Source organism: Roseateles sp. PN1 (assembly GCF_038419725.1).
Taxonomy (GTDB): Bacteria; Pseudomonadota; Gammaproteobacteria; order Burkholderiales; family Burkholderiaceae_C; genus Paucibacter_A.
This window is the reverse complement of the sequence record NZ_JBCARA010000010.1, coordinates 71,442-95,712: the sequence shown is the minus strand read 5'-3', so window position 1 is coordinate 95,712 and position 24,271 is coordinate 71,442. Positions and strand designations below refer to the sequence as shown.

General features: G+C 63.4%; 18 protein-coding genes. 9 read left to right on the top strand and 9 right to left on the bottom strand.

The window, feature by feature from the left end:
- Positions 1-8 precede the first annotated feature (8 nt).
- The 5 genes from AABB87_RS15970 to AABB87_RS15950 all read left to right on the top strand — a co-directional run bounded on the left by AABB87_RS15970 (position 9) and on the right by AABB87_RS15950 (position 6,760).
- On the top strand, positions 9-1,679 hold the full coding sequence (locus AABB87_RS15970) for a GMC family oxidoreductase (RefSeq protein ID WP_341972178.1): 1,671 nt from the start codon (positions 9-11) through the stop codon (positions 1,677-1,679).
- A 65-nt stretch (positions 1,680-1,744) separates the two neighbouring features.
- Positions 1,745-3,091 (top strand): DUF1254 domain-containing protein, encoded by a 1,347-nt coding sequence (locus AABB87_RS15965; protein WP_341972177.1) that lies wholly within the window; start codon positions 1,745-1,747, stop codon positions 3,089-3,091.
- Between the two features lie 21 nt (positions 3,092-3,112).
- On the top strand, positions 3,113-4,714 hold the full coding sequence (locus AABB87_RS15960) for an AMP-binding protein (protein WP_341972176.1): 1,602 nt from the start codon (positions 3,113-3,115) through the stop codon (positions 4,712-4,714).
- Positions 4,715-4,994: 280 nt separating this feature from the next.
- Positions 4,995-5,363, top strand: coding sequence for a helix-turn-helix domain-containing protein (locus AABB87_RS15955; protein ID WP_445944880.1), 369 nt, complete (start codon positions 4,995-4,997; stop codon positions 5,361-5,363).
- Positions 5,360-6,760 carry a HipA domain-containing protein gene (locus AABB87_RS15950; RefSeq protein ID WP_341972175.1) on the top strand — a complete coding sequence of 467 codons (1,401 nt, stop codon included), beginning with the start codon at positions 5,360-5,362 and terminating at the stop codon, positions 6,758-6,760. The genes AABB87_RS15955 and AABB87_RS15950 overlap by 4 nt, the downstream gene beginning before the upstream one ends.
- 156 nt (positions 6,761-6,916) lie before the next feature.
- Here AABB87_RS15950 and AABB87_RS15945 read toward each other — a convergent pair whose 3' ends face one another.
- The 7 genes from AABB87_RS15945 to AABB87_RS15915 all read right to left on the bottom strand — a co-directional run bounded on the left by AABB87_RS15945 (position 6,917) and on the right by AABB87_RS15915 (position 13,991).
- The gene (locus AABB87_RS15945; protein WP_341972174.1) at positions 6,917-7,510 is read right to left on the bottom strand and encodes a helix-turn-helix domain-containing protein; all 594 of its coding nucleotides are present in this window, start codon (positions 7,508-7,510) and stop codon (positions 6,917-6,919) included.
- Between the two features lie 94 nt (positions 7,511-7,604).
- Positions 7,605-9,116 carry a methyl-accepting chemotaxis protein gene (locus AABB87_RS15940; RefSeq protein ID WP_341972173.1) on the bottom strand — a complete coding sequence of 504 codons (1,512 nt, stop codon included), beginning with the start codon at positions 9,114-9,116 and terminating at the stop codon, positions 7,605-7,607.
- 71 nt (positions 9,117-9,187) lie between these two features.
- Positions 9,188-9,622 carry a hypothetical protein gene (locus AABB87_RS15935; protein WP_295082187.1) on the bottom strand — a complete coding sequence of 145 codons (435 nt, stop codon included), beginning with the start codon at positions 9,620-9,622 and terminating at the stop codon, positions 9,188-9,190.
- Between the two features lie 11 nt (positions 9,623-9,633).
- The gene (locus AABB87_RS15930) at positions 9,634-10,872 is read right to left on the bottom strand and encodes a hypothetical protein (RefSeq protein ID WP_341972170.1); all 1,239 of its coding nucleotides are present in this window, start codon (positions 10,870-10,872) and stop codon (positions 9,634-9,636) included.
- A gap of 643 nt (positions 10,873-11,515) precedes the next feature.
- On the bottom strand, positions 11,516-12,628 hold the full coding sequence (locus AABB87_RS15925; protein ID WP_341972169.1) for a Rieske 2Fe-2S domain-containing protein: 1,113 nt from the start codon (positions 12,626-12,628) through the stop codon (positions 11,516-11,518).
- Between the two features lie 155 nt (positions 12,629-12,783).
- Entirely contained in the window at positions 12,784-13,614 is an 831-nt protein-coding gene (locus AABB87_RS15920; protein ID WP_341972167.1) for an SDR family NAD(P)-dependent oxidoreductase, read from the bottom strand.
- The gene (locus AABB87_RS15915; protein WP_341972166.1) at positions 13,611-13,991 is read right to left on the bottom strand and encodes a hypothetical protein; all 381 of its coding nucleotides are present in this window, start codon (positions 13,989-13,991) and stop codon (positions 13,611-13,613) included. Before AABB87_RS15915 ends, AABB87_RS15920 begins: the two co-directional genes overlap by 4 nt.
- Before the next feature lie 146 nt (positions 13,992-14,137).
- On the opposite strand from AABB87_RS15915, the gene AABB87_RS15910 reads away from it, so the two are divergent.
- The gene (locus AABB87_RS15910) at positions 14,138-15,562 is read left to right on the top strand and encodes a coniferyl aldehyde dehydrogenase (RefSeq protein WP_341972165.1); all 1,425 of its coding nucleotides are present in this window, start codon (positions 14,138-14,140) and stop codon (positions 15,560-15,562) included.
- Here the strand turns inward: AABB87_RS15910 and AABB87_RS15905 are convergent.
- Complete coding sequence (locus AABB87_RS15905; RefSeq protein WP_341972164.1) at positions 15,552-16,055, bottom strand: hypothetical protein; 504 nt, start codon at positions 16,053-16,055, stop codon at positions 15,552-15,554. The two genes, AABB87_RS15910 and AABB87_RS15905, sit on opposite strands and share 11 nt — an antisense overlap.
- A 164-nt stretch (positions 16,056-16,219) precedes the next feature.
- Here AABB87_RS15905 and AABB87_RS15900 point away from each other — a divergent pair, with 164 nt between their 5' ends.
- The 3 genes from AABB87_RS15900 to AABB87_RS15890 all read left to right on the top strand — a co-directional run bounded on the left by AABB87_RS15900 (position 16,220) and on the right by AABB87_RS15890 (position 22,035).
- Complete coding sequence (locus AABB87_RS15900) at positions 16,220-17,008, top strand: SDR family NAD(P)-dependent oxidoreductase (protein ID WP_341972163.1); 789 nt, start codon at positions 16,220-16,222, stop codon at positions 17,006-17,008.
- A 151-nt stretch (positions 17,009-17,159) separates the two neighbouring features.
- Positions 17,160-19,820, top strand: a complete 2,661-nt coding sequence (locus AABB87_RS15895) for a PAS domain-containing sensor histidine kinase (RefSeq protein WP_341972162.1) — start codon at positions 17,160-17,162, stop codon at positions 19,818-19,820.
- Entirely contained in the window at positions 19,807-22,035 is a 2,229-nt protein-coding gene (locus tag AABB87_RS15890) for a putative bifunctional diguanylate cyclase/phosphodiesterase (RefSeq protein WP_341972161.1), read from the top strand. Before AABB87_RS15895 ends, AABB87_RS15890 begins: the two co-directional genes overlap by 14 nt.
- Before the next feature lie 12 nt (positions 22,036-22,047).
- Here AABB87_RS15890 and AABB87_RS15885 read toward each other — a convergent pair whose 3' ends face one another.
- Positions 22,048-24,174: an oxidoreductase gene (locus AABB87_RS15885; protein ID WP_341972160.1), complete on the bottom strand. Its 2,127-nt coding sequence runs from the start codon at positions 24,172-24,174 to the stop codon at positions 22,048-22,050.
- Between the last annotated feature and the right edge of the window lie 97 nt (positions 24,175-24,271).

Below are 24,271 nucleotides of genomic sequence, written 5' to 3'. Positions count from 1 at the left end.
CCCGCGCCATGAACCAGGAAGTGTTCGATTACATCGTCATTGGCGCCGGTTCGGCGGGTGCCGTGCTGGCCGCCCGGCTGAGTGAAGACCCGCAATTACGGGTGTTGCTACTTGAGGCCGGAGGTAGCCATCGTCACCCGCTTGTCAATATGCCCGCAGGCTGGGGGATGTCTATGTACATGCCGCGCTTCAGCTGGTGCTACGAAACTGAACCGGAGCAATGGGCCGGCGGCAGGCGCGTCAAGCTGCCACGTGGGCGTGTTTTGGGCGGTTCCTCATCGATCAATGGCATGTTGTATGTGCGCGGCCACCGGTTGGACTACCAACGCTGGGTCGATCTGGGCGCCGAGGGCTGGAGTTGGCCAGAGTTGTTGCCTTACTTCTTGCGAAGCGAGGACCAGGGCCAGATCCGCAATGCGCTGCACGGCCGCGGGGGCGTGTTGGTGGCCGATGACCTGCCTCATCCGCATCCGGTCAGTCAGGCCATGGTGACAGCGGCTGGGCAGAACGGCCTAGCTTTCAGACGTGACTTCAATGATGGCGAGAACGAAGGTGCCGGCCTCTTGCAGGTTAATGCGCGCGGGGGGCGACGTGCGTCCGTGGCTCGCCTGGCGCTAGAGCCAGCGATGCGCCGCCCCAATCTGACGGTGCTCAGCCAAGCCCTGACGACGCGCATTGTGATGCAGGGTCGCCGTGCTATGGGGGTTTGTTACCGTCGCGGCGGCCGCGACATCGAAGTTCGTGCCCGGCGTGAGGTGCTGCTGTGCGGGGGCGCTATCAACTCGCCGCAGTTGTTGATGCTTTCAGGCATAGGCCCGGGTGAGCATCTGCAGGCTATGGGCATTCCGGTGCAACACGATCTGCCAGGCGTTGGTGCGAATCTGCAAGACCACGCCATCGTGCCCATGACCTGGAAACTACGGCCTGGCGTGGGCAGCCTCAATGAGCAATTGCGCGGCATTGGACTGCTGAAGTCCTTGCTGAGCTACGGTGTGCGCCGTCGGGGGGCGCTGACTTTGCCCGCAGCCGAGTTCACAGCCTTCTTCAAGAGCGACCCCGCACTCGCGCACGCCGACATCCAGGTCTTCGGCCTGCCGGTGACTGGTGACGTCGAGAAAGCCGTGCGAGAGGGCACTGGCCCCGCAACGGAGGCATTTCCAGGCTACACGCTGGCTCCCAATCAGGTCCGGCCCTTCTCGCGCGGCAATATCCGGTTGAAGTCAACAGACGCTGCTGCGGCGCCGGCCATACGCTTCAACTATCTCGCTGACGAGCGCGATCGCCAGGCGCTGCTGATGTCCATGCGCTGGCTGCGCCGAATGGCCCAACAGCCGGCGCTGGCCGCTCTCACCGACATCGAGACTCGACCTGGCCCGGCCGTGGACAGCGATGAGCAATGGCTGCAATACATCGCCGCCAACCTAACCACAGGGCACCACCCGACTTCGAGTTGCCGCATGGGCCGTGCTGATGACCCCATGGCAGTTGTCACTCCCGATCTTCGGGTGCGCGGCATCGAGGGCTTGCGCGTGGTCGACGCTGCCGTGATGCCGGAGTTGATCAGCGGCAATACCAACGCGACATCGGTTGCCATTGGCGAAAAGGCGGCTGACCTGCTACTTGGCCGCCCGCTGGCCACGGCCTTGGCCGTTCACACATCAAGAGGAGACACAAAATGAACCTGATTACCTGGATAGGACCCTTGCGGGCTAAGCTGATGCTGAGTCTGGTCTTGCTATTCGGCATGACTAGCCTGCGCGCCGGCCCGGGCGAGCTCAACGCGGCCTTCATCCGCAGCCAACAGGCGCATCACATTGGCACGCTGGCATATGTCTACGGCTATCCAATCGTCGACATGCTGCGGCAGATGCACAACGAAACGCAGCGCATTGCTGCCGGACAGCAAGCCTATGCGGCGCTGAACCATTTTTACAGTTACGACTATCTAGTCACGCCGAGTACGGCAGGCAACCTGCGCGGTCCCAACAATGACACCTTGTACTTCGGTGGCTGGTTTGATTTGAGCCGCGAACCAGTGATCGTGCACGCACCCGATACGGCCGGGCGCTACTACACACTGGCCGTGACCGATTTCTATTCGGAGGTCAGCCATGTCGGCCGTCGCACCACCGGGACGGGTCGCAAGTACTTTGCTCTGGTCGGGCCGGGCTGGAAGGGCACGCTTCCTCCCTATATGCACATTGTCAAGGTACCTACCCCACATGCGTGGATTCTCGGCCGCATGCTGGTCGATGGTGAGCCAGACTTCGCGGTCGCGCGTTCGCTTGTCAAGGCCTTTTGGGCTGCGCCTTTGTCAGACTTCAAGCCCGATGGCCCTGCGCCCGCGCCGCCTGCCGAGCGCCGTGCAGCGCCGCTGGAGCCGTTGGGTAAGCTGGAGTTCTTTGCTCAGCTCAACCGCTATTTGCGGCAGCACCCTGGTGAGCCGGGTGAAGCAGCCTTGATGGGTTTGTTTGACCAGATCGGTGTCGGCCCTTCGAAGGAGTTCCGTACAGAGTCCCTGGACCCCGACACCCGTGCCGGACTTGAGCGCGCCATCAGTGATGCCGAAGCCATGATCCAGGCAGCCCAACATCGGCCGATGCCTGATGTACGCAACGGCTGGATCTTTCCCACTGGGCTGGGCCGGTACGGTCAAGACTATTTGCTGCGCGCCGGCGTGGTCAAGGGCGGCTACGCCAACGCGGCCGAGGAGTCCACTTACGCGGCTAAGGTGTTCGACGATGCCGGCCACCCTCTCAGCGGAGCCAAGCGCTATGCGCTGCGCCTAAAGCCAGAACAGATTCCACCCGCAGGGGCCTTCTGGTCGCTGATCGCCTACGACTTGCAGACCATGCAGATGATTGAAAATCCGCTGCGCCGCTACAGCTTTGGCGATCGGACGCCCGGTGCCAAGCGCAATGCCGATGGCTCGCTGGACATCTGGATCCAGCGGGATCAGCCTGCTGAGGGAACATCGAACTGGCTCCCGGTCGGTGATCGGCCTTTCTATCTCGTCATGCGCATCTATGAGCCCGGCCCGGCCGTCTTCGATGGGCGATACCGGCCAGCAGCCTTGGTTGAACGTCGCTGAATGCCTGGAGTTCATTTCGCCATGTCACGTACCTTCAATTTGGCCGATCTATTCGAGATCGTCGCCGCAGCCGTCCCTGATCGCCTAGCCATCATCTATGGCACGCGCACGCTAAGTTTCGCCGCGCTCGACCAGCGGGCCACCCGTCTGGCCAACGCCATGTTGGCGAGCGGCGTAAAGCGCGGCGACCGCGTTGGTATCCAACTTCACAACTCGCCAGAGTATCTGGAGAGCTTTTTTGCCTGTTGCAAGATTGGCGCTGCGCCAGTCAATGTCAATTACCGTTATGTCGCCGAGGAGCTGGACTTCTTGTTGCGGTCTTTGGAGGTCAATGCCTTAATCCATGGCAGCGAGTTTTCCTCCACGGTGGCATCGGTTGCCGCAGCCTTGCCCGGGCTGGTGTTGCGCCTGGAGGTGGGCCCCAGTACAGAGGAGAGCCGGGCCGGCAGTTATGAGGCCGCCCTTGCTGAAAGTTCGGATCAACTACCAGTGCAGGCCCGCAGCGATGACGATCTCTACATCATTTGCACCGGTGGCACCACCGGTGCCCCAAAGGGGGTGATCTGGCCCCATAAGTCGATCTTCATGGCGGCCATGGGTGGAGGCGGCACCTATTTCGGTCGTGGCCCCATTGAACGGCCTGAGGAGCTCTCCGCCTTGGTCCAGCAAGGGCCGGCGCTGCGCTATTTCGCTGCCGCGCCGCTGATGCATGCTGCCGCCATGTGGGCTTCGCTGATCAGCCTGTTTGCCGGCCATTCGGTGGTTCTCAACGATCAGCAGAATTTCGACGCTGAGCATGTATGGGACTTGGTCTCGCAGCAGAGGGTTGACATCTTGTCCATCGTCGGAGATGCAATGGCCTTGCCCTTGATTCAGGCCTTGGAGCGTCACGCACAGCGCTGGGACTTGCTGCCACTGCGCATCGTGGGCAATGGCGGAGCTGTGTTTTCACTGCAGCTTCAGCAGCGGCTCAAGGCTCTGTTGCCCCACATTGCGATCAACAACGGCATGGGTTCTTCTGAATCTGGCCATATTGGCGCGGGAAACAAGCCGGCTGAGGGTGATGGCTTCATGCATCTGCCGCCGCGACCAGACCTAGCTATCGTGGGCGACCACGGTGCTTTGCTGCGCGTACCCGGTGAGGAGGGCATCTTGGCGCGGAGTGGCTATACGCCAATTGGCTACTACGGCGATCCCGTAAAGAGCGCCGAGACCTTTGTGCGCATCGAGGGCCGACTCTGGGCCCTCACTGGTGATCGAGCCCGCCTGGCAGATGACGGGGGCTTCATCGTGTTGGGCCGCGGTTCGCAATGCATTAACACCGGGGGAGAGAAGGTCTTTCCAGAGGAGGTGGAAGAAGTGGCTCGGCACTATGCTGCTGTGCATGACGTGCTAGTCGTCGGGCTGCCCGATGAGCGCTGGGGCCAACGGGTCTGTGCTGTGGTCGCCGTCGAGGCTGGGCAGCGCTTTGAGCTTGATGAGTTTCAGCGCATTTGTCGCCAGCATTTGTCAGCCTATAAAGTGCCAAAGCAGATTGTGTTGGCCGAGAAAATCGAGCGCAGCCCCGCCGGCAAGGCCGACTACCGCTGGGCGCGGCGTCATGCGCTAGAGGCAGACGCCTGAGCGGCTCTCTTGCGGCAGTACGACCCCTGCAACGGGCGAGGCCCTTGCCTCGGGGCGGCCTCGCTCTTTCGGATATCAGCTTTTCGATCGGCCGATCCTCAATCACATTTGGGCTCGTTGAACCTCTGACCGCCTTTCCACGGCGGCAATCGGTGTGCGGCCCGATGTGACGTATGACCCGAGGCGTTTCGGAATTTAAGATCTTTTTGTATTGGAGCGTCTAGGGGCGAGTTAGTTTCGGAATTTGATGAATTACAGGTTGTAAGAGCGAAGATGTGGCATGATTTCGGAATTCAAGAAATCGACCTTCTGGGCACGCACAGAAGGCCATCATCCCGGAAATTCCGAAATGACTTCCACCCCTGCTGCCCTACACAACCTCTTGCGCGTTACCGACGCCGCCACCGTTGGGCCGGCCATTCGCGCTCGTCGACGTGAGCAGTCGCTTCGAATCGACGACGCAGCTTCTTTGAGTGGCGTCTCCGTCGACCTGCTCTCTCGCCTCGAGAACGGCAAAGGCTCCGTTCGATTGGACAAGCTGCTGGCAGTATTGGACAGCCTCGGGCTCGCACTGATGCTCGGCCCCAAGGACCATCCCAGCATGCAAGCTGCCTCGCGTCCCGCCGTCGTGCGCCCGGAGAAGTCATGAGTTCGGCAACCGGCACATTGACCGACGCACCGAGTTCGCATGCTCTCAAGCTCTGGGCGGATGGCCGGAAGGTGGCGACGCTGGGCTACGAGCCCATGAACGACCGGTGGTCGCTGGACTACGACGCAGACTGGGTCGCGACGCCGGCGGCGTTTCCGCTATCGCCAGCGTTGCCCTTCCACCCCCCTGCCGAAGGCTATGCCGTCGGTGCTGTGAAGCGCTTCGTGGAGAACCTACTGCCCGAGGGCCGCGCGCTGGACATCGCGGCCACGACCTACCGGGTCTCCAAATCGAACATCTACGCGCTCATCAGCGCGCTAGGGACCGAGACCACCGGGGCATTCCGGTTCTGGCCTTCGGACGAAGTGCCACCCGCCGTCGCCGCCAAGCCGCCGCGTGAAGTGACCCGCGATGAACTGGACCAACGAATCGCCGACCGCGATGAGCTGCCGCTGGCGGTCTGGGATGGCAAGGTCAGGATGTCCATCGCGGGAGTGCAGGACAAGTTGATGGTCTATCTGGACCATCCGCTGGACGACGGTGGGCGCCTGTTCCTGGTCGAGCCCCCCTTGGCGTCGACACACATCCTCAAGCCCGACCCCGCGCGGCAGGTAACGCCCCATCTGGTCATCAACGAACACTTCTGCATGTCCCTGGCCCGGCGCATGGGGCTGCCCGTCGCAGACGTCAGCATCTACCGAACGCCGCGGCCGGTACTCGTCGTGCGCCGATTCGACCGGGTTGTCGTGCAGGGTGTCGGACAGGGCGCTAACGAGCCCACCGTGCAGCGCCTGCACATCATCGACGCCTGCCAGGCCTCGGACCTGCCCGAAAGCTTCAAGTACGAGCGTAACTTGGGGGGCGCAGAGCATGTCCGCAATATTCGGGAAGGTGTGAGCTTCGAAATGTTGTTCGAACGCGTGGAACAGACCGTGAACAAGGCCGTGGCAAGCATGACCCTGGTCAGGTGGGCCTTGTTCCAGTTCCTCATCGGCAACAGCGACGCGCATGGCAAGAACTTTTCGTTCTTCGTTCGACGCGAGGGTCTCGACCCGGCGCCTTGGTACGACCTGGTCAGCGTGGTGCAGTACCCGGACATCGACCACGAACTGGCAATGGCCTGGGGCGATGCCTTCTCGCTGGACGAGGTGGGGGCGTTCCAAGTGGCGGACTTTGCGCAGCGATGCGGCATCGACAGAAAGCTGCTCAAACGCGAGGCCGCGCGGCTAGCGAAGCTGGTCATGCAACACGCGCCGGCGCAGGCTTTGGCAGACGACTATATCGACGCCGGTGAGCGCGCGTTCGCGGGTCAACTCCGTGATTTCGTGATGGGACAGGCCGCCCGCCTGACCCAACTCGCCGGCGAGGCGGCCAAGATAAAGCCTGAATTTCTGTGACTTGGATGCCCGCCGGAGTGACGCGCCGTCGCGACCTGGCTCGCCTAATGAGCTACCGTCGGTCTAACCTTCTCTTCGACGACACGATCCTTCCGGTCGCGATGGGTCAATTCAAGATGGGATGGCCGGACGCATGCACCAAAGCTAGGTCTCGTGTTAGTTCTCAGTCGATTCACTGGCCTCTTGAGGCTTGGACAAAAGAGAATCCAACTTAGCTGATGTCTCGCGCAAGCGCTGTTGAGTCATTTTGCTCAGGTCATCGAACTCGGTTGCCACGTGGGGGTGCACATACAGATGCCCGAGCGCATCACGGTAGACCCAGCCCCGAGCGATCAATGTCTCGACACGGCGTCGTACCGTTTCGCGTGGTATGCCTGTTGATTCTGCAATCGACAGCGCATTACAAGGACGCAATACATCGCGGTAGCGACCTTGATCCTCCAGAGCGCTGGCGTCGTTGTCCCTATCTGAGAGCCAGACCCCTACATTGCGGACGCCGATCTCGCCCAGCACGATTGCAGCAATCAAGTCGCCATCGAAGCGGTGGTAGACGTCGAGCATCAATGGCAATGTGAACTGTGAGATCGTCTGCGTGATGCGGTGACGCTGGCGTTCGTAACGGCTGTTGGGATCTTCTTCGGCTTTATCCATCGCTTTTGACCAGCCTTTTGCTGCTGCCACTTTTCCTTGCTTGTTTGCGACCCAGCTTGTCGAGCTCGAAGTGAGCTGTCTGTGCAGAACAGTCAACATTGTCGTGCAAGGGTTTGGCACACGCAATTCGGTATGGCCGCGACGGTCTAGCAAGACGTTCACTCTTGGGAACGACTCTCGGCGTCAACTCCCGTCAGAGCTTGAAAGTCGCCACCGCCCCCTGCAGCTGTTGCGCCTGCTGCTCCAAGCTGCTGGCAGCTGCGGCGGCTTGTTCGACCAGGGCGGCGTTTTGCTGGGTCATTTGATCCAGTTGCACGACGGAAGCGCTGATGCGGACGAGGCCGCTGCTTTGCTCGCTGGTGGCGCTGGAGATTTCGCCAATGATGTCGGTGACCCGCTGCACGCTGCCGACGATTTCGTCCATGGTTTTTCCGGCGTCTTGTACCAAGCGGCTGCCGGCTGCGACACGCTCGACACTGCTGCCGATCAGACCTTTGATTTCGCGTGCGGCTTCAGCTGAGCGTTGGGCTAGGCTGCGAACCTCGCCGGCCACCACGGCGAATCCTCGGCCTTGTTCACCTGCACGGGCGGCCTCCACAGCGGCATTGAGCGCCAGGATATTGGTCTGAAAAGCGATGCCGTCGATCACGCCGATGATGTCCGAGATCTGCTTGGAGCTGCTGTTGATCTCGTCCATGGTCGTCACCACGCGGCCGACCACGTCGCCACCGCGGCGCGCCACATCCGTGGCGGAGCCGGCCAGTTGCTTGGCCTGGGCGGCGGCGTCTGCGCTGTGGCTCACGGCCTCGGTCAGCGCTTGCATGCTGCTGCTGGTCTGCTCCAGCGAGCCGGCTTGCAGCTCGGTGCGCACGGAGAGGTCGTGATTGCCGGAGGCAATTTCACGCGAGGCCAGGGTAATGGAATCGGTGCCGCTGCGCACCCCGGCCACGATGGCGGACAAGCCGGCGCTCATATCGCGCACGGCGGACAGCAGGCTGTCCTCAGCACCTGGCGCCACCTGAATGCTTTGCGACAGATCGCCACCTGCCATCAGCCGCATCACGTCGCGGGCGTATTCCGGCTCACCACCAAGTTGCCGCCAGACATTGCCAATCAGCAGCACCGAGCCCAGGCCCAGCGCGGCAATCACCACCACGGCGCTCAAAACAATGGCCCACAAGCCGCGCGTCACGCCCGCCCGGGCGCTGTTCAGCTCACCGGCGAAGCCGGCGGAGGCTTCTTCGCGAATCTGCTTCACATCGGCCTGCACGGCGCTCAGGGCTCGCTGCATGGGGTCGATGGCCGTCTGTGCGTCACCGGGCTTGATGCCAAGAATGAGTTCCGCTGCATGGATGGCCGCGGCCTCGTAGGCGCTGAAGCTGCCGCTCAGGCGGGCGACGGAGTCTTTGTGCGCGTCGAACCGGCCCATGCTGTCCAGCAGCTTGCGCAGTGCGCCAGCGCGTTCGCGGACTTCGTCCAGGCGCTTTTTCTCGCCTTCGGCCACGGCGCTCTGAATCGTCACGCCCATTGCCTCGAGCTGGTTGGCAAACTGGGTGGAATCGTCGAGGTAGGGGTAGGCGGTGTTGTGCACGGCATCAATCGCCGCAAGGGTTCGGTTAGACAGCCCCAGCACGATGGCAATGCCGATGGTGAAGATGATGGCACCGAACACCGGCAGCAGGGTGATGCGGGTTTTGATGTTCATTGAAACTCCTGGAAATCGGATGCGCGCAGCCCCGGTCTCGCCTGCTGGCGTATGACCGGGGCCGCTTGGCTTTACTGAACCGTCAGAACGACTTTGACGCTGCTGTCTGCGGAGCCGGCCGAGATGTAGCCGATGGCGCCTGGCTTGGCGGCCACTTGCTTCTTGACCTCCGCGTCATTGGCAAGCGCTTGTGGCGGCTTGGCCTTGCCGGTGAAGGTCAGGCGGGCCCAGTAGGCTTTGAGCTGAGCGGCGTCGCGGCCAGCGGCGGCTTTGTAAAAGCTGTCGCGCACGGCGCTGCCTTCGGCTTGGTCGATGGCGGTGAGATTGCTCGCGCCGCCCACGGCATCGCTCTTGCCGAGGAAAACATCGGCGATCTGCTCGGCCTTGGCGCCGCTGATCGACATGCTGGGATGCACGATCACGGCCACTTGCGCCAGCCCCAGCGAGGGCAGGGCAGCCAGGGCGAGTGCGGCGGCGGCGTGTTTGAGTTGAGTCATGGTTGTCATGTGATGGCTCCTCAGAACACGAAGTCCAGGTTCAGGCCCAGCACGTCAAAGCTGTCGCCTTGCTTGGGTCGGTTGGCCGGGTTCAGATTGGTCAGGAAGCTGACGCCTGATTTCGCATCCACGGTGACCCGGTCGTACTGCAGCTTGAGGGCCATATTGGGCTGGAAGTCCCAGCGCAGGCCGGCCGACACGGTGTGTTGAGCATTGGCGGTGTTGGCGGCATAGCCGGTGAAGGCGGCATTGAGCTGGGGCACGGCAAACTCGCTGACGACGCGCGGGGCGTCGGTCTTGCGCTTGGCATAGATGGCGTAGGGCGTCAGGGCGCCGGCGCGCCAGCCGCCCATCACGTAGAACGCATCTGCGCCAGGGACGACGGACTTGGCGCCCAGGCCCCAGCGGGTCATCGTGTACTCGGCCTGAATCAGCCAGCTGCCCGGGTCATAGACCAGGCCCAGGCCGGTGAAGGAGACCTTTTTGTCCGTCAGGCTGAGTTCATCGGCCAGGGCCGCGTTGACCAGCCCAGCATTGGTGTACAGCGGCTTGGCGGCGTTGGCGCTGAAGTCGCTGTGGCCGGTGTGATGGCTGAGCCTGAGCAGCAGGGCGCCGACTTCCCAGTTGATGTCGGCAAACATCAGCTTGCGGTACTTGCCCTTGTCCTCATCCGCCAGCGCGGCGTTCGAGGTGGGGTTGCCGTAGCTGGCCTCGCCCATGCCCGCTGTCATCACGGCATTGCCGCCGCCCAGCGCCATGCGGTGCGAGAGTTGCACCACGTCAGAGTTGTAGATCTGCGATTGGTTGTAGACCTCAGAGGGGCCGCGGGCAAAGGTGTTGGCGAAGCCGATCAGGCGCGTGTCCGATGCCAGGAAGAACGGGTGTGCGATGCGGCCGACGCGCAGGGATGTGGATTTGCTGAAGCTGTACTTCAGGTTGAGCATCTCGATCGAGGGCTTGTAGTTGTTGAAGCGGTTCTGCCGCGTCATCACCTGGCCGACAAAGTCCAGCTGCTCGCTCAAGGCGGCGTCGACCTGCAAGGCCAGGCGGCTGTCTTTGGCGCTGGTGGCGGCGCTGCGTCCGGCGCCATTGGGGACATCGGCGAAGGCGCCTTTGAAGTCGGCTTGGTCGCTGGACATATGGGTCAGCGCCAACGAGCCGAAGCCGCTGAACTTGATGCTGTTGTCGGCCATTGCCGGCAGGCTGGCGATGGCAAGGCAACTCGCGAGTGCGGCGCCTGTCTTCTTGAAACTACTCAAGGTCTAACTCCTGAAATTATTGGACTTGGGTTCGGCGCTGTGTCCCGCATTCGATGTGGACATGTGGGCTGCGCCCCTGCGGTGCCGAGGACGCGGGGGACTGCGTCTGCGGTGCGCTCATGGTCAGCGGGGGCTTGTGCCGAGAGAACCTGTAATCGGACATTGCCGCATCGGTGTGATCGTGTTAGCCAGCCCAGCAAAAGGCAGGGGGGCTCAGTCGCTGCGGGTACAGCGGAGGCCTGTTTTCATGGGAGAGGGGCGGCGAAGCTGGCGTGCGTGACCGGTTTTCTTGCGCTCGCTGCGCAGGGTTACGCCTTGCCCGTTTCGCCTGAATTGCCAGGACATTTCGGCCTTACTTGTGGCGGAGTTCTCAGTGCTGCTGCCGCGGCCGATGCCCGCTTGTTGCATCGAACCGACTGCCTTGCTTGGAACAAAGGCAGGCTTCGGGTGCATTTCAATTCGGGCCTTCCGCGCATGTTCGCGGGGCAGAAATTTCCTCGACCGAGGCCGCGCTTTTGTGGGTGTTCCTGCAGCTCATGCAGGCAGCTTTTGCAGGCGAAAAAAAGCCCGTCCAGGGACGGGCTTTTTGCTTGGCAGCGCCGCTATGTGATCGCAGCGCCATGCCAGTTCAGGCGGGCATCAACTAGCCAGCTTGGTCCGCCGTTTCGAGCGTGTACGCCGGGATGCCCTTGGGCACGTAGAGGCCCTCGCACTGCTCCAGATACTCGCTCTTCTTGGCGCGCGGATTGAAGAATTGCTTGTACCAAATGCGGGCCTTCATGAAGGCGCCATCGCTGGGAATGAACAGGCCGTTCAAGCAAGGGGCCTTGTGGTTCCAAACGTCCATGTCTTGCACGAAGGCGGTCAAGGCCATTTGCTGGAAATGCGCCGCCTCGATGGTATCGGTCTTGCTGGCAACGGCCTGGCCGCTGGGCGACTTGACCACCAGGGAGTGCCAGACCTTAACCACGCCATCGTCGATGGGCGTGTGGGTGATCAGCATCACCCCTTCGTACATGCCGGTGAGGTTGGAGATCAGGCAACCCGGGCCGTGGTAAATCGTGATGGTGTGGAGGTCGGCACTCACGCCATCGGGGCCAACCAGCGTGCGGTGGCCGCCGCACTGACGCTGAATTGCCAAGTGTCCCTTGAACTCGTTCTCGAAGCGGGTCACGGTGGAGCCATGGATGGGGCTCAGGTGGCCGTAGTCACAGATGTTGTCCACCAACTCCTGCGGGTGTTGGTTCAGCACACCCAGGTGATCCCATTTGGGGTGCACCCAGGCCGGGTCGCTCCACTGGGGAATGCTGGGGTGCGCCCACTCAGGCTCGCCACCTTCGGGGTCGTACCAGACCCAGACGGCGCCCAGGCTTTCCACCACTTGCCAGCTCTTCACGCATGCGGCGGCGGGGATGGGGCCTTCGTGATACGGGATGTCATCGCACTTGCCGTCCGGGCCGAAGCGCCAGGCGTGATAGGGGCAGCGAATACCGTCGCCTTCGACATTGGTTCCCATGCCATCCAACACCACATAGCTGGTGGTGTTGGGCGCGGCCAGATGGGTTTTCATATGCGGGCAGTAAGCGTCCAGCAGCACGACCTTGCCAGTGGCGCGGCCGCGATAGAGCGCGAAGTCTTTGCCGAAAAAGCGCACCGCCAAGGGCTTGTGCGTGTCCAGCTCGCAGGCCTCAGCGATCATGAACCAGCCGCGCGGGTAGGTGAATTCGCCGAGTCGATAGTCTTTGGTGGTGGCCATTGCTTTTTGTCTCCATGCCTAGGGGTCAAGATAGGGTGATGCTGAGGCGCCGCGGCTTGATGTGCATACCCTGTTTGGACGATGGGCGCGTCGCACTTGATCTCGCGCAAATGGCGCCTGCCTGCCGACTTGCCAATCTGGCGCTAGCGCGGCGTTCAGCTGAGGCTGTGCTGCTTGACCAGGTCCTGCAGATCCAGCATCACCGGGCTGCGCGCCAAGGCGGGTGCAGCGGCGTCGGTGGCCAGCCACAGCAGGGCGGCGGCAATCGCCTCCGGGCCGACGGCGCCGAACTTGCGCGCCAGCGCGCCGTCGTCGCCGAGCGTGGCTGTGACCGCCTCGGTGTTCACCAGCCCGGGGTTGACGCTGTAGGCGCGCAGCCCTTTGTCGCCATGCTCTCGGTTGATCACGCCGGCCAGCCGAGCCAGCGCTGCCTTGGACGCACCATAGGCAAAGCCCCAGCCGCCTTGGTCGGCCGGCAGCGGTGGATCGAACTTGCCTGCGCCGGAACAGACATTGATGACTTGGCCGCTGCCCTGGGCCAGCATGGCGGGAAGCAGGCGGCGCACCAAGCGGGTGGGGGCGGCGACATTGCCTTGCAAGGTGCGCATCAGCGCGGCGTCGTCCAACTCGGCCAGCAGGGCATTGGACTCGCGGTCCTGGTAGACCGCGTTGTTGATCAACAGGTCCACCCGGCCGTAGTGTGCGAGCACGGCATCGGCCGCATCGTCCAGCGAAGACGGATCCAGCAAATCCATCGGCAGGGCCAGGACCTCAGCACCCAAAGCCCGGATCGCCTCAGCCGTCTGGGCTAGGCTGCCGGCGAGCAGGCTGCCGTCAGGGCGGCGCAACTGGTGGCTCAGTTGCTGCCCGGCAAGCTGGGTGCGTGCGCTGATAGCGATGCGCCAGCCAGCTCGGGCAAAGTGAATGGCGGTGGCGGCACCGATGCCGCGGCTGGCACCGGTGATGAAAACGATGGGAGAGCTCATGGTGGAGATGGGTGCGCCAATTCGGGCGAGGTGGGCTGGCGGGCTGTGAGCGCGCCGGGATGAAGTGCGGGCTGGCTGAGCAAGTCCAGGGCATCGCGCCGCAAGGTGTCGCACAGCTGGATCTGGCCGCCATCCAGCCACAGCTGCTGGGCGCCCAGCAGTTGATCGAGCTGCTGCAGGCGGGCGCGCAATTCGGCGTGTGAGAGATGCAGCCGCCGTGCCAGATGGGCGAAGTCCGGAAAGGCGAGCGCCGTGCGCAGGCAGCGCCAAGCCGAGCGATGCTGAATTCGCAGCAGGGTCAGCGGGATAGGTGGCGTGCGGGTAGCGCAGGCCTTGGGTGCAGTGGCTATGGGCTTGCGGACGGGCGGCGTAGGCATGTGCGCATGCTCAAGGCTGGGCTGGGTCTCGCCATCGTCCTTTCGGACGACGCTGGGGCAAACCTCTAGCGGTAGCGTGCGCAGCAGCAGGCAAGATCGCGCCCGCACTCGCTTGACGAGATCAACCTCCCCAAGGAAACCTAGAAATGACCACAGCAGCATCCACCCGCGCCCTGCTCGATGTGCAGCAGGCCGCATTCCGCGCCGAAGGTCCGGTCAGCGCGCAAACCCGCCGAGATCGCCTGCAGCGCGTGATCGATATGCTGGTTCGCCATAGCGATGCTCTGTGCGCGGCCATGGGTGAGGACTTCGGCGGCCGGCCGACCGTGTTCTCGATGATGAACGATGTGGGCGGCTCCCTGTCTTCGCTCAAGCATGCGCGCGACCACTTCGAGGCCTGGATGCCGGACCAGCCGCGCGCCAGCGTGGCGCCCTTCGACAATTTCGGCGCCAGCGCCTGGGTCAAGTACCAACCCAAGGGGGTGGTGGGCATCATTGGCACCTGGAATGCGCCGCTGTTCACCTTGTTCTCGCCTCTGGCCTGTGTGCTGGCGGCGGGCAATCGCGCCATCCTCAAGCCCAGCGAGATCACGCCGCGTACTGCCGCCGTCGTTGCGGCTGCGGTGGCTGAAAGCTTTTCGCCTGAGGAATTGACGGTGGTGCTTGGCGGCCCCGAGGTGGCCAGCGACTTCGCGCACCAGCCCTTCAATCACCTGGTCTTCACGGGTGCCACGGCGGTGGGCAAGCTGGTCATGAAGGCAGCGGCCGAGAACTTGGTGCCAGTGACCCTGGAGTTGGGCGGCAAGTCACCGGTGCTGATTGGCCAAAGCGCTGATATCCACAGCGCTGCTGAGCGCATCGCGGTGGGCAAGGCTTTGAATTCCGGCCAGCTTTGTGTCTCGCCGGATGTGGTGTGGGTGCATGAGTCGCAACGCGAGGCCTTGATTGACGGTTTGCAGACCTGCTATGCCGGGCAATACCCCAGCATGGGCGGCAATGGCGATGTGACGCCGGTGGTGAATGAGCGCCACTTCGCTCGCGTCGAAAGTTATGTGGCCGATGCCGGTGCGCGCGGGGCGCGGGTGGTGATCGCGGGTGACTGGCCCAGTGAGGCGGCCGTGGCTGAGCGCCGCATGCCGCTGCGCATTGTGGTGGACCCGCCGGCCGAGGCTGAGATCTCTTGCCACGAGGTGTTTGGCCCGGCCATCGTGCTGCGCAGTTACCGGCAACTGACTGAAGCCGTGGCGGCGCTGAACCAGGATGAGCGCCCGCTGGCCCTGTATTACTTTGGCCAGGATGCGGCGGAACAGCAGTGGGTGCTGGATAACACCCTGTCGGGCGGCGTGGCCATCAACGATGTGACCATGCACGCGGCCTTGCATGACGCGCCTTTTGGCGGTGTTGGTGCCTCGGGCATGGGCCACTATCACGGCCGTGAGGGCTTTCTGGAGTTCAGCCATGCGCGTTCGGTCTACAGCCATTGCGCACATGACCCACGCCGCGAGTGGGGCATGCTGCCGCCCTATAACGACAACTTCGTTCAGATGATTCGCGGCACGATCACGCCCTGATGGGCTGGCCTTTGGTGTGGGCCGGGCGCAGCGCGGCAAACACTATGGTCGGCTGCAGGGTTAGCGTCAAGATGGCGGCATACGCCGCCTTCAGCCAGGCGTAGTCATGGCCTGTGAAGGCCGGTTGACCGAGCAGGCTGGCCGCCAGTGCAGCCGTGCCGCCCAGCAAGATCATGCCAAGCAAGCCAATCGTTAGGCAGCCGCCCCAGCGCGAGGACGGCATCCAGGCCAATAGACGTGGTCGCCGCAAACCGTTCAAGCTGGGTGCCGTGCCCTGTGTGCGCTGGTGCTGCAGCAGGGGCAGCAAGATCAGCCAGCTGATCGCCGGCAGCAAGAAACCGGTGGCCAGCAAGTCCGTTCCGTAGGCGCCGCTATCCCAGAGCCCAACGGCCGGCGACTGGGCGTGCTGCGCCCAGGCGATGCCGCCGTTCAGTGCGGCGTTGATCAGGCCGGGTATCAGTTGCTGGCTGAGGAAAAAGCGAGAGGGCGTCATACGGTCGGCAGGGTGAGGCGATCAGGGACCTGCAGGGTAGCGCCCCAGCGGTGGCTGCCATCGTCTGTTTGGGTGAGTTCAAACCCTTGGCGCGGCCTGAGCATATGGGCTCGCTGCTTCATTCCTTTGTTCACCTACTCCTTGCTGCTATCAGCACCCTGACCATGAGTTCTCAAGTTTTTCCCGCTGGCCTTGACGCTTTGTTTTCACTGCAAGGCCAGGTGGCCATCGTCACTGGCGCCGGCCGCGGCATAGGCCGGGCTTGCGCATTGATGCTGGCCCGGGCCGGCGCCGATGTGGCGCTGGCGGCCCGCACGGCCGCAGACTTGGACGCCGTTGCGGCCGAGATCCAAGCCCTGGGCCGCAAAGCCATCGTTGTGCCGACCGACGTCAATGACGACGCGGCCTTGGATCAGCTGGTGGCTCGCACCGTGGCCGAACTTGGCCAGATCAATATCCTGGTCAACAACGCCGGCGGCGCCGGGCCCAACAACCCCCGCAAGATGAGTGGCGCCGAGCTTGGCGCGGTGCTGGCCTGGAATGTGGTGCCGGCCTATGCCTTGACGCAGAAGTGCGTGCCGGCCATGAGCGCGGCGGGCGGCGGCGCGGTGGTGAATGTCTCCTCCGTCGCCGCGCGCTATGCGCAAAAGAGCTTCAGCGCCTATGGTGCGGCCAAGGCGGCGCTGAATCAGCTGACGCGTAACTTGGCACAGGACTTCGGCCCGACCTTGCGTGTCAACGCGATCGAGCCCGGCACCATCATGACCGATGCCCTCGCACCCTTCCTGACGGCTGACCGCTTGGAGCGCATGACCCGCAGCACGCCCATGGCGCGGCTGGGTCAACCAGAGGACATTGCCGCTGCCGTGCTCTTCCTGGTCAGCCCGGCCGCCGCCTGGATCACCGGCAAGGTGCTGGGCGTGGACGGCGGCGTTGAGGCGCCCAATTTCTGAGCGCAGCGGCAGGCGCGCGGGGGGGGGCTGCGGGGCACCACGCCAGTAGCCGCTCGATACCGTCTTGTGCGCAGGGGTAACTGCCCACCATGCCCTGACGCCGTGCCGGGTATATTCCCCGAGCGGTTGCTCGCGAGTGGGGAGTTAGCAGATGGCCGAAGTGCCCTTGCAGGTGAACGAGTCGATGAGCTTTCGTGCCGACCGGCGCGTGCGCTGGTTGCGCCTGCTGGCGGCGTTGGCGGGGCTGGCGGCGCTGTTATGCCTGTATTTTCTACCGACCCAGCGGGTGCTGCTCGGCTTGGCCGGCGGTGTCTGTCTGACCTTGTTGGTGGGCGCCCAGCAATTGGCACGTGCCGGTGTGGCCTTGCGGCAAAGCGCGGATCGCGCCTCTCGCAGTGAGCAGCGCCTGCGCCTGATCTTCGACGCCTTTCCTAACCCGGTCGTGGTGTCCACGCTGGCGGAGGGCCGCTATTTGGAAGTTAACCCTGCGGCAGCGAAGCGCCTGGGGCGTGAGCGTGGCGAGTTGATCGACCACACCATGCGTGATGTGGGCGTGGTGATATCGGAGTCGGAGCGCTTGCTCAGGGTCCGCGAGTTGGAGGCTGCCGGCCAGATTGAAAGTGCCCAGTCGCGCATACAGCTGCCCGATGGCCGGGTGCTCTGGTCCCTGTACTCGGCGCGCTTGATCGAGCTCGACGGGGTCAAGTCGGCGATTTCCGTCAGCACCGACATCACCGCCTTGAAGCAGGCTGAAGAGCAGTTGCGGCAAAGCGAGAAGAGTTTTGAGGAGCTGTTCGAGAGCGCACCGGTGGCGATGTCTTATTCCCTGCTGGGCGCTGACGGCTTGCCCGAGGCCAGTTACTGGAACCGCGCCTGGTGCGAGACCTTTGGCTTTGAGTCCGCAGCCGTGCAGGGCCGGACCGGCGTCAGCCTGAATTTCTGGATCGAGGAGGCGCAGCGCCGCAGCTTCCTGAAGCCCGCCGCCGAGAACAAAAGCGTGCTGGCTACTGAGGTGCAGCTTCGCCATGCCGACGGGTCGGTGCGCACGGTGGTGGTGTCGGCCCGTGGGATCGATCGATTGGGGCGGCGGCAATTGCTGGCTAGCTATCAGGACATGACCCAGGCGCGGCGAGCCGCACGGCGGCTCAATGAGTTAGCCGAGATGGTGGAGAGTGCGCATGACGCCATGCTGCTGATCGACGACGGCCTGATCGTCGAATGCAATGAGGCGTCTGGCCGGATCTTCGGACGTAGCCGTGCCAACGTCCTGGGTCGCTCGCCGGCAGAGCTTTCGCCACTGCTGCAGGATGACGGCAGGCGCTCCGATGAGCTTGCTCGGGTCTTTCTGTCGGCAGTTTTCGAGGGGCACCCGCAGCGCTTTGTCTGGCGGCATCTGCACGGTGATGGCGGCAGCTTCGAGGCCGAGGTGTCACTCGTTGCGGTTCGCGCAGCGGATGCGTCGAGTGCCAGTGCCAGCGCCAAGCGGTGTATCGCCGTTGTGCGCGACATCACCGAAGCTCGCCGTGCTGCGCAGGCCCTTGCTGCGAGCGAGCAGCGTTTTCGGCAATTGTTTGAGCATTCTCCGGTGGCGCTGGTTCTGTTGGCGCCGGGGGGGCGCCTCGTCATGGTGAACCGAGTCTGGACGAGCTTGCTGGGCTATTCGGCACAGGAGGTCGGGTCGATCGAGCAGTGGTGGACGCTTGCCTACCCGGACCCTGAGTACCGGGCCCGATCGAGAGAGCGCTGGACAGCCGAGCTGGCGCGTGCAAAGAGGGCTGGCGGAGAGCCGGAGGCGGCCGAGTACGAGATTTGCTGCAAAAGTGGCGAACGTCGCCATGTGCTGATCGGCGCCGCATGGATTGGCGATGACTTGCTGGCCAGCTTCCATGACATCACTGAGCAAAAGCTCGCCCAGGCGCAGTTGGAGGCGCTCAACACCGGGCTGGAGGGGCGAGTGAACGAGCGAACTCGTGAGCTGAGCGAGGCGCTCGAGGTGCTCAAGCAGGCGCAGGAGGATCTGGTGCGGACGGAAAAGCTGGCCGGGCTTGGTGCATTGGTGGCGGGTGTTTCCCATGAGCTGAACACACCGATTGGCAATGCGGTGATGGTGGCATCCACCCAGCGCGAGCGCCTGCAGCGCTTCGAAGGGGAAACGGCTGCGGGCCTGCGGCGCTCACAGCTGAGTGCCTTCCTCAGTGACGCTAAAGAGTCTGCGGAGGTTGTGGAGCGTAATCTTCAGCGTGCGGCAGAGTTGGTGAATAGCTTCAAGCAGGTGGCTGTTGATCAATCTAGCTACCAAAGGCGGGGCTTCGGCTTGCAAGATTTGCTGCATGAATTGAGCTTGATGCTCAGCCCGACCTTGCGGCGTAACCAAGTGGCCCTTTGCGAGGAAGTGCCAGCCGGACTGTTCATGGACAGCTATCCCGGACCCATGACGCAGGTGCTGATGAATTTGGTCAATAACTCGGTGGCGCATGCCTTTGATGGCATTGCCGATGAGCGCCGGGTGCGCATTGTGGCGAGTGCCCTGGGGGCAGATCGGCTGCGCGTCGCGGTTGAGGACAATGGCGCGGGCATTCCGGCGGAGCATTTGTCGCGGGTCTTCGACCCTTTCTTTACGACCAAGCTCGGACGCGGCGGTTCGGGCCTGGGTTTGCACATCGTCTATTCACTGGTGACTGAGCTCCTTGGGGGGACGGTGCGCATCGCGAGCAGCGTCGGCAAAGGCACGCGGGTGATTCTCGAATTGCCAAGGGCTGCGCCCGGCGCAACGGCAAGCCATCAACAGGGGGTCTCCAATGAGCGGCAATGACGAAACGTCCAAGCCTTTGATCGACGACGACTACATCCTCATCGAGGACGAAGCGACGGCCTTGTTGCCACCCCGGTGTGAAAGAGAATGGTTGGTCCTGGTGGTGGATGATGACCCGGACGTTCACCAGGCCACCGAGTTTGCTTTGCGCGGAATGGAAGTCGAGGGGCGATCCTTGCGATTGCTGCATGCACACTCCGCTGCTGAGGCCAGGCAGCGCATCGTTGAAATCGACGACCTCGCCGTCTTGCTGCTCGATGTGGTGATGGAGTCCGAAGACGCTGGGCTTAAGCTAGTGGAGCATGTGCGGCGCGATCTCATGCGCAAGGCCCTGCGGATCGTGTTGCGCACCGGACAGCCTGGCTATGCCCCCGAGCAAGAGACTATTCGTGATTACGACATCAACGACTACAAGACCAAGTCAGAGCTGACCCGCATCCGCCTGTACACGATGCTGACAACGGCGGTGCGCGCCTACCGACAGATGCGCGCGCATGAAGATATGCGCAGGGGCTTGGAAACAGTGGTGCGGGCCAGTACTGAACTGACCAAGTTGCGCGGCATGCAGTTGTTCGCGCAAGGCGTGGTCGGGCAGCTGTGTGCCTTGCTTGATGTGCAGCCCGCAGGATTGATTTGCGCGCAGGAAGCGCATCCCGGCGACTTGATGTCGGCGCGGGTGATCGCCGCAGCGGGGCCCTTCCAACACTTGATCCAGCGTCCGTTGGAAGAGCTTGAGGTGGCTGAGATCCAGAGCTCCCTGAAGGCATGCCTCGCAGAGCGCCGCAGCTACTTCGGAGCGACGCTGACACTCTATTTCGCCTCCGAATCAGGCTGCGGCCTGGCTGCCTACGTGGAAGTGCGGCGTGAGCTCGATGAGCTTGATCGGCATTTGCTAGAGGTGTTTTGCGCCTCGATGGCCGTAGGCTTCGAAAACGTGCAGCTGTATGCGCGCTTGGTCGATCAGGCCTATGTTGACCCGCTGCTGAAACTCCCCAATCTCAATCGGCTGCTCGAAGTCCTGGATCAGGCTCAGTCCGCGAGCGGGGATTTGACGCTGGCCCTGCTGGACGTGGATCAGTTTTCGGCCATCAATGACACGCTTGGCCATGCTTATGGCGATATGGTGCTGCGAGCTATTGCGGCCCGACTGATCAAGGGCTTGCCGGGCTGCACGGTCGCACGCATCGGCAATGACGTGTTTGGGGTTCTCGGCCCCGGCACTCAGGTGCATGCGGATGCGCTAACCCAGTTGCTGGTCGAGAACTTCGAGATTGAAAGCCAGCCGGTACGGCTGACGGCTTGTCTCGGGCTCGTCGAGCAGGCTGGCAGTAAGCGGCGTGGTAATGAATTGCTGTCGGACGCCCACGTGGCGCTCAAACAGGCCAAGCAGCATCAGCGTGGCAGTTCGGTTTGCTACTCGCAAAGCATGGGGCAGGATGTGCGCGAGCGCATGCACTTGCTGACGGGGTTGCGCGATGCCTATGGGGCGCATCACCTATTCCTCGTTTATCAGCCCAAGGTGAAGCTGTCGGATGGCTCGCCTAGCGGCATCGAGGCTCTGATGCGCTGGCGCAAAGACGACGGGCAATATGTTTCGCCCGACCGCTTCATTCCACTGGCCGAGCAGGCCGGCATGATGGCCACGCTGGGTACTTATGTACTCCGATCTGCTTGCCAGCAACTGGCGCGGCTGCGCGTGGCTGGCTACACACAGCTCTCCATGGCTGTCAATGTGTCGCAAGCCCAGCTCCGAGAGCCCGATTTCATCTCCGTTCTGCGCAAGGCCATCGAGGACAGCTGCCTTCCTCCGGAGCAGCTTGAGCTTGAAATCACGGAATCTATGGCTGCCGAGGACTTAGCGCTATTACGCCATCTGCTAGGCGAGATCTCAGCGCTGGGAGTTAAGGTGGCGATCGACGATTTTGGCACTGGCTTTTCGTCCTTGAGCGTCTTGCGCCATCTGCAAGCTCAGCGCCTCAAGATCGACCGCAGCTTCATCAGTGAGATGGCGCAGGACGACAGCATTGCGCGCATGGTGATTGGGCTTGGCCACACCCTGGGCATGAGTGTGACGGCGGAAGGCGTCGAGACGCCCGAGCAGGCCCAGGCTTTGCGCGAGATGGGTTGTGAAGAGGCGCAGGGTTTCCATTTTGGCCGGCCCATGGAAGAGCTAGCCTTGCTGCAGTGGCTGGCAGCGCCAGGGCCCAGAGTCTGAAGCTTTGAGCGCTCAGCGCAGGCTGCGGCCAGCCCCATTCCCCGCGTGCATGGCCCCTTCGATATAGCTGACGCTGGCGCAGTCGCCGATGCGCTGCAAAGGCAGGCCGCAGTCGGCCAGGGCTTGTGCCACGCTGTCATCGGCCTCGGCGCCGATGGCCAGCACCACCGAGTCGGCAGGGCTGCTGTGCTGAACTCCGCCCTTATCGGTCCAGACCACCGCTTTGGCGGTGATGGCCTCGGTTTGTGCTTTTAGATGCAGCGTGCCATGGGCCTTGACGGCCTCCAGCACGCGCCAGCGGCGCACGATGGCCAGTTCGCGGCCGGCGTGGCTGCCGGGCTCCAGCACCGTCACTTCGCGGCCGCGTGCAAGCAGGAATTCGGCCAGTTCCAGGCCCACCAAGCCGCCACCCACCACCACCACGCGCTTGCCCAGCGGCATCCATAGCTTGGACAGGCTCTGTATCGCCTGAGTGCTGTCGGTCACCTTGAGCATGCCGCCCGCTTTGAACATGGCGCGCTCGGCGAGGTTCAGCTTGGCTTTGGCGATTTCATCGGCGCGGTCGCCGGTCATCAGGCGGCGCAATTCGTCGCCGCTCCAGACATGGCTTTGCTCGGCCCCCGGAATGGCCGGTGCCGCCCGTTTGGCGCCTGTGGCGACGATGATTTCGTCGGGCTTGAGTTCGGCGACCAGTGCGGCATCGGCCGCACAGTTGAGGCGCACGGTGATGTTGGGATGCTTGACCTGCCCCAGCAGATAGTCGAGCAGGCGGCCGTTCTCCGGATAGGCCAGGGCGGCAAAGAACAAGGTGCCGCCCAGCCGGTCGCTGCGTTCCAATAGCGTGACGTGATGGCCACGCAGGGCCGCGACCCGTGCCGCCTCCATGCCCGCGGGGCCGCCGCCGACGATCAGCACATGGCGCGGGCTTTGCGCGCGAACGAGCGGGTACTCGTACTCATGCCCGGTCATGGCGTTGACCGCGCATTTGACGCGGCGGCTGACGAAAATTTCACTGACGCAGGCGTAGCAGTAGATGCACGGGCGGATGTCCTGGGGGCGGTTCTCGCTGAGTTTGAGCGGGATCTCAGGGTCGGCCAACATCTTGCGTGCCATGGCCACGAAGTCCAACTCACCTGCCGCGATGGCGCGGGCACCGGCCTCCGGCTCGATGCGGCCGGTGGTGATGATGGGCAAGTTCACGGCCTGCTTGAAGGCGGCGGCATAGCTCAGAAATGCGCCCGGCGCTTGCGGGATGGGCGCTTCGGTGAAGGCCGAGCCATTGACCATTTGGGCATAGGCCGAGACGCTGATGGCGTCGGCACCTGCCTCTTCGCAGAGCTTGGCCGTGCGCAGCGCTTCGTCCATGCTGATGCCGCCTTGGGTGTGCAGTTCTGCCGCGTCCAGGCGCACCCAAAGCGGGAACGCCGACCCGACGCGCTGGCGCACGGCGCGCAGCACCTCCAGCAGCAGCCGCACGCGGTTCTCGTAGCTGCCGCCGTACTCGTCCTCACGCTGGTTGTAGTAGGGGGAGAGGAAGCCCGCGAGGATGTAGTTGTGCGCGGCGTGAAGCTCCACGCCGTCGAAGCCGGCCTTGACGGCCCGCTCTGCTGCGGCCGCGAACCACTCGATCATCTGGGCGATATCGGCCTGGTCCATCACACGCAAGCGCGGCTTGTGTGGGCCTACGCCGACAAAGGTGGCCAGCTCTTCGCGGGTGACAGCCAACATCGCCTCATTCGGTGGCGGTGGCTTCGGCGTGGAGGGCACCCAGATCTCGCGCCCTTGCGCCAGGCAGGTGACGGCGTTCTTGCCGGCATGTTGCAGCTGCATGGCGATCTTGGCGCCATGCGCGTGGGCGCGCTCGGCCAGGCGGGCCAGGCCGGGGATGAAGCGGTCTTCGGACACGCCCACCTGGTAGGGCTCGCAGCTGCCAAGCGGAAAGGCCACACCGCAGACGCCCATGATCAGCAGGCCGGCGCCACCCTTGGCACGGGCCTCGTAATAGGCCTGAATGCGCTCGCCGCAGCTGCCGTCGCTTTCCGCGAAGTTGGAGCCCATGGGCGCCATGATGATGCGGTTGCGCAGTTCCAGCGTGCCGATGCGGCCCTGTTGCAAGAGCGGGGAATAGGGGTTGGCCATGAGCGGAAGTGTCCTAGCGAAGCAAGGCCTTGATTGTGTGGGGCGGGCGCCGGCGGGCATCGTCCGTTCGGACGCTGACCGCGCGGCCTTGATGCTT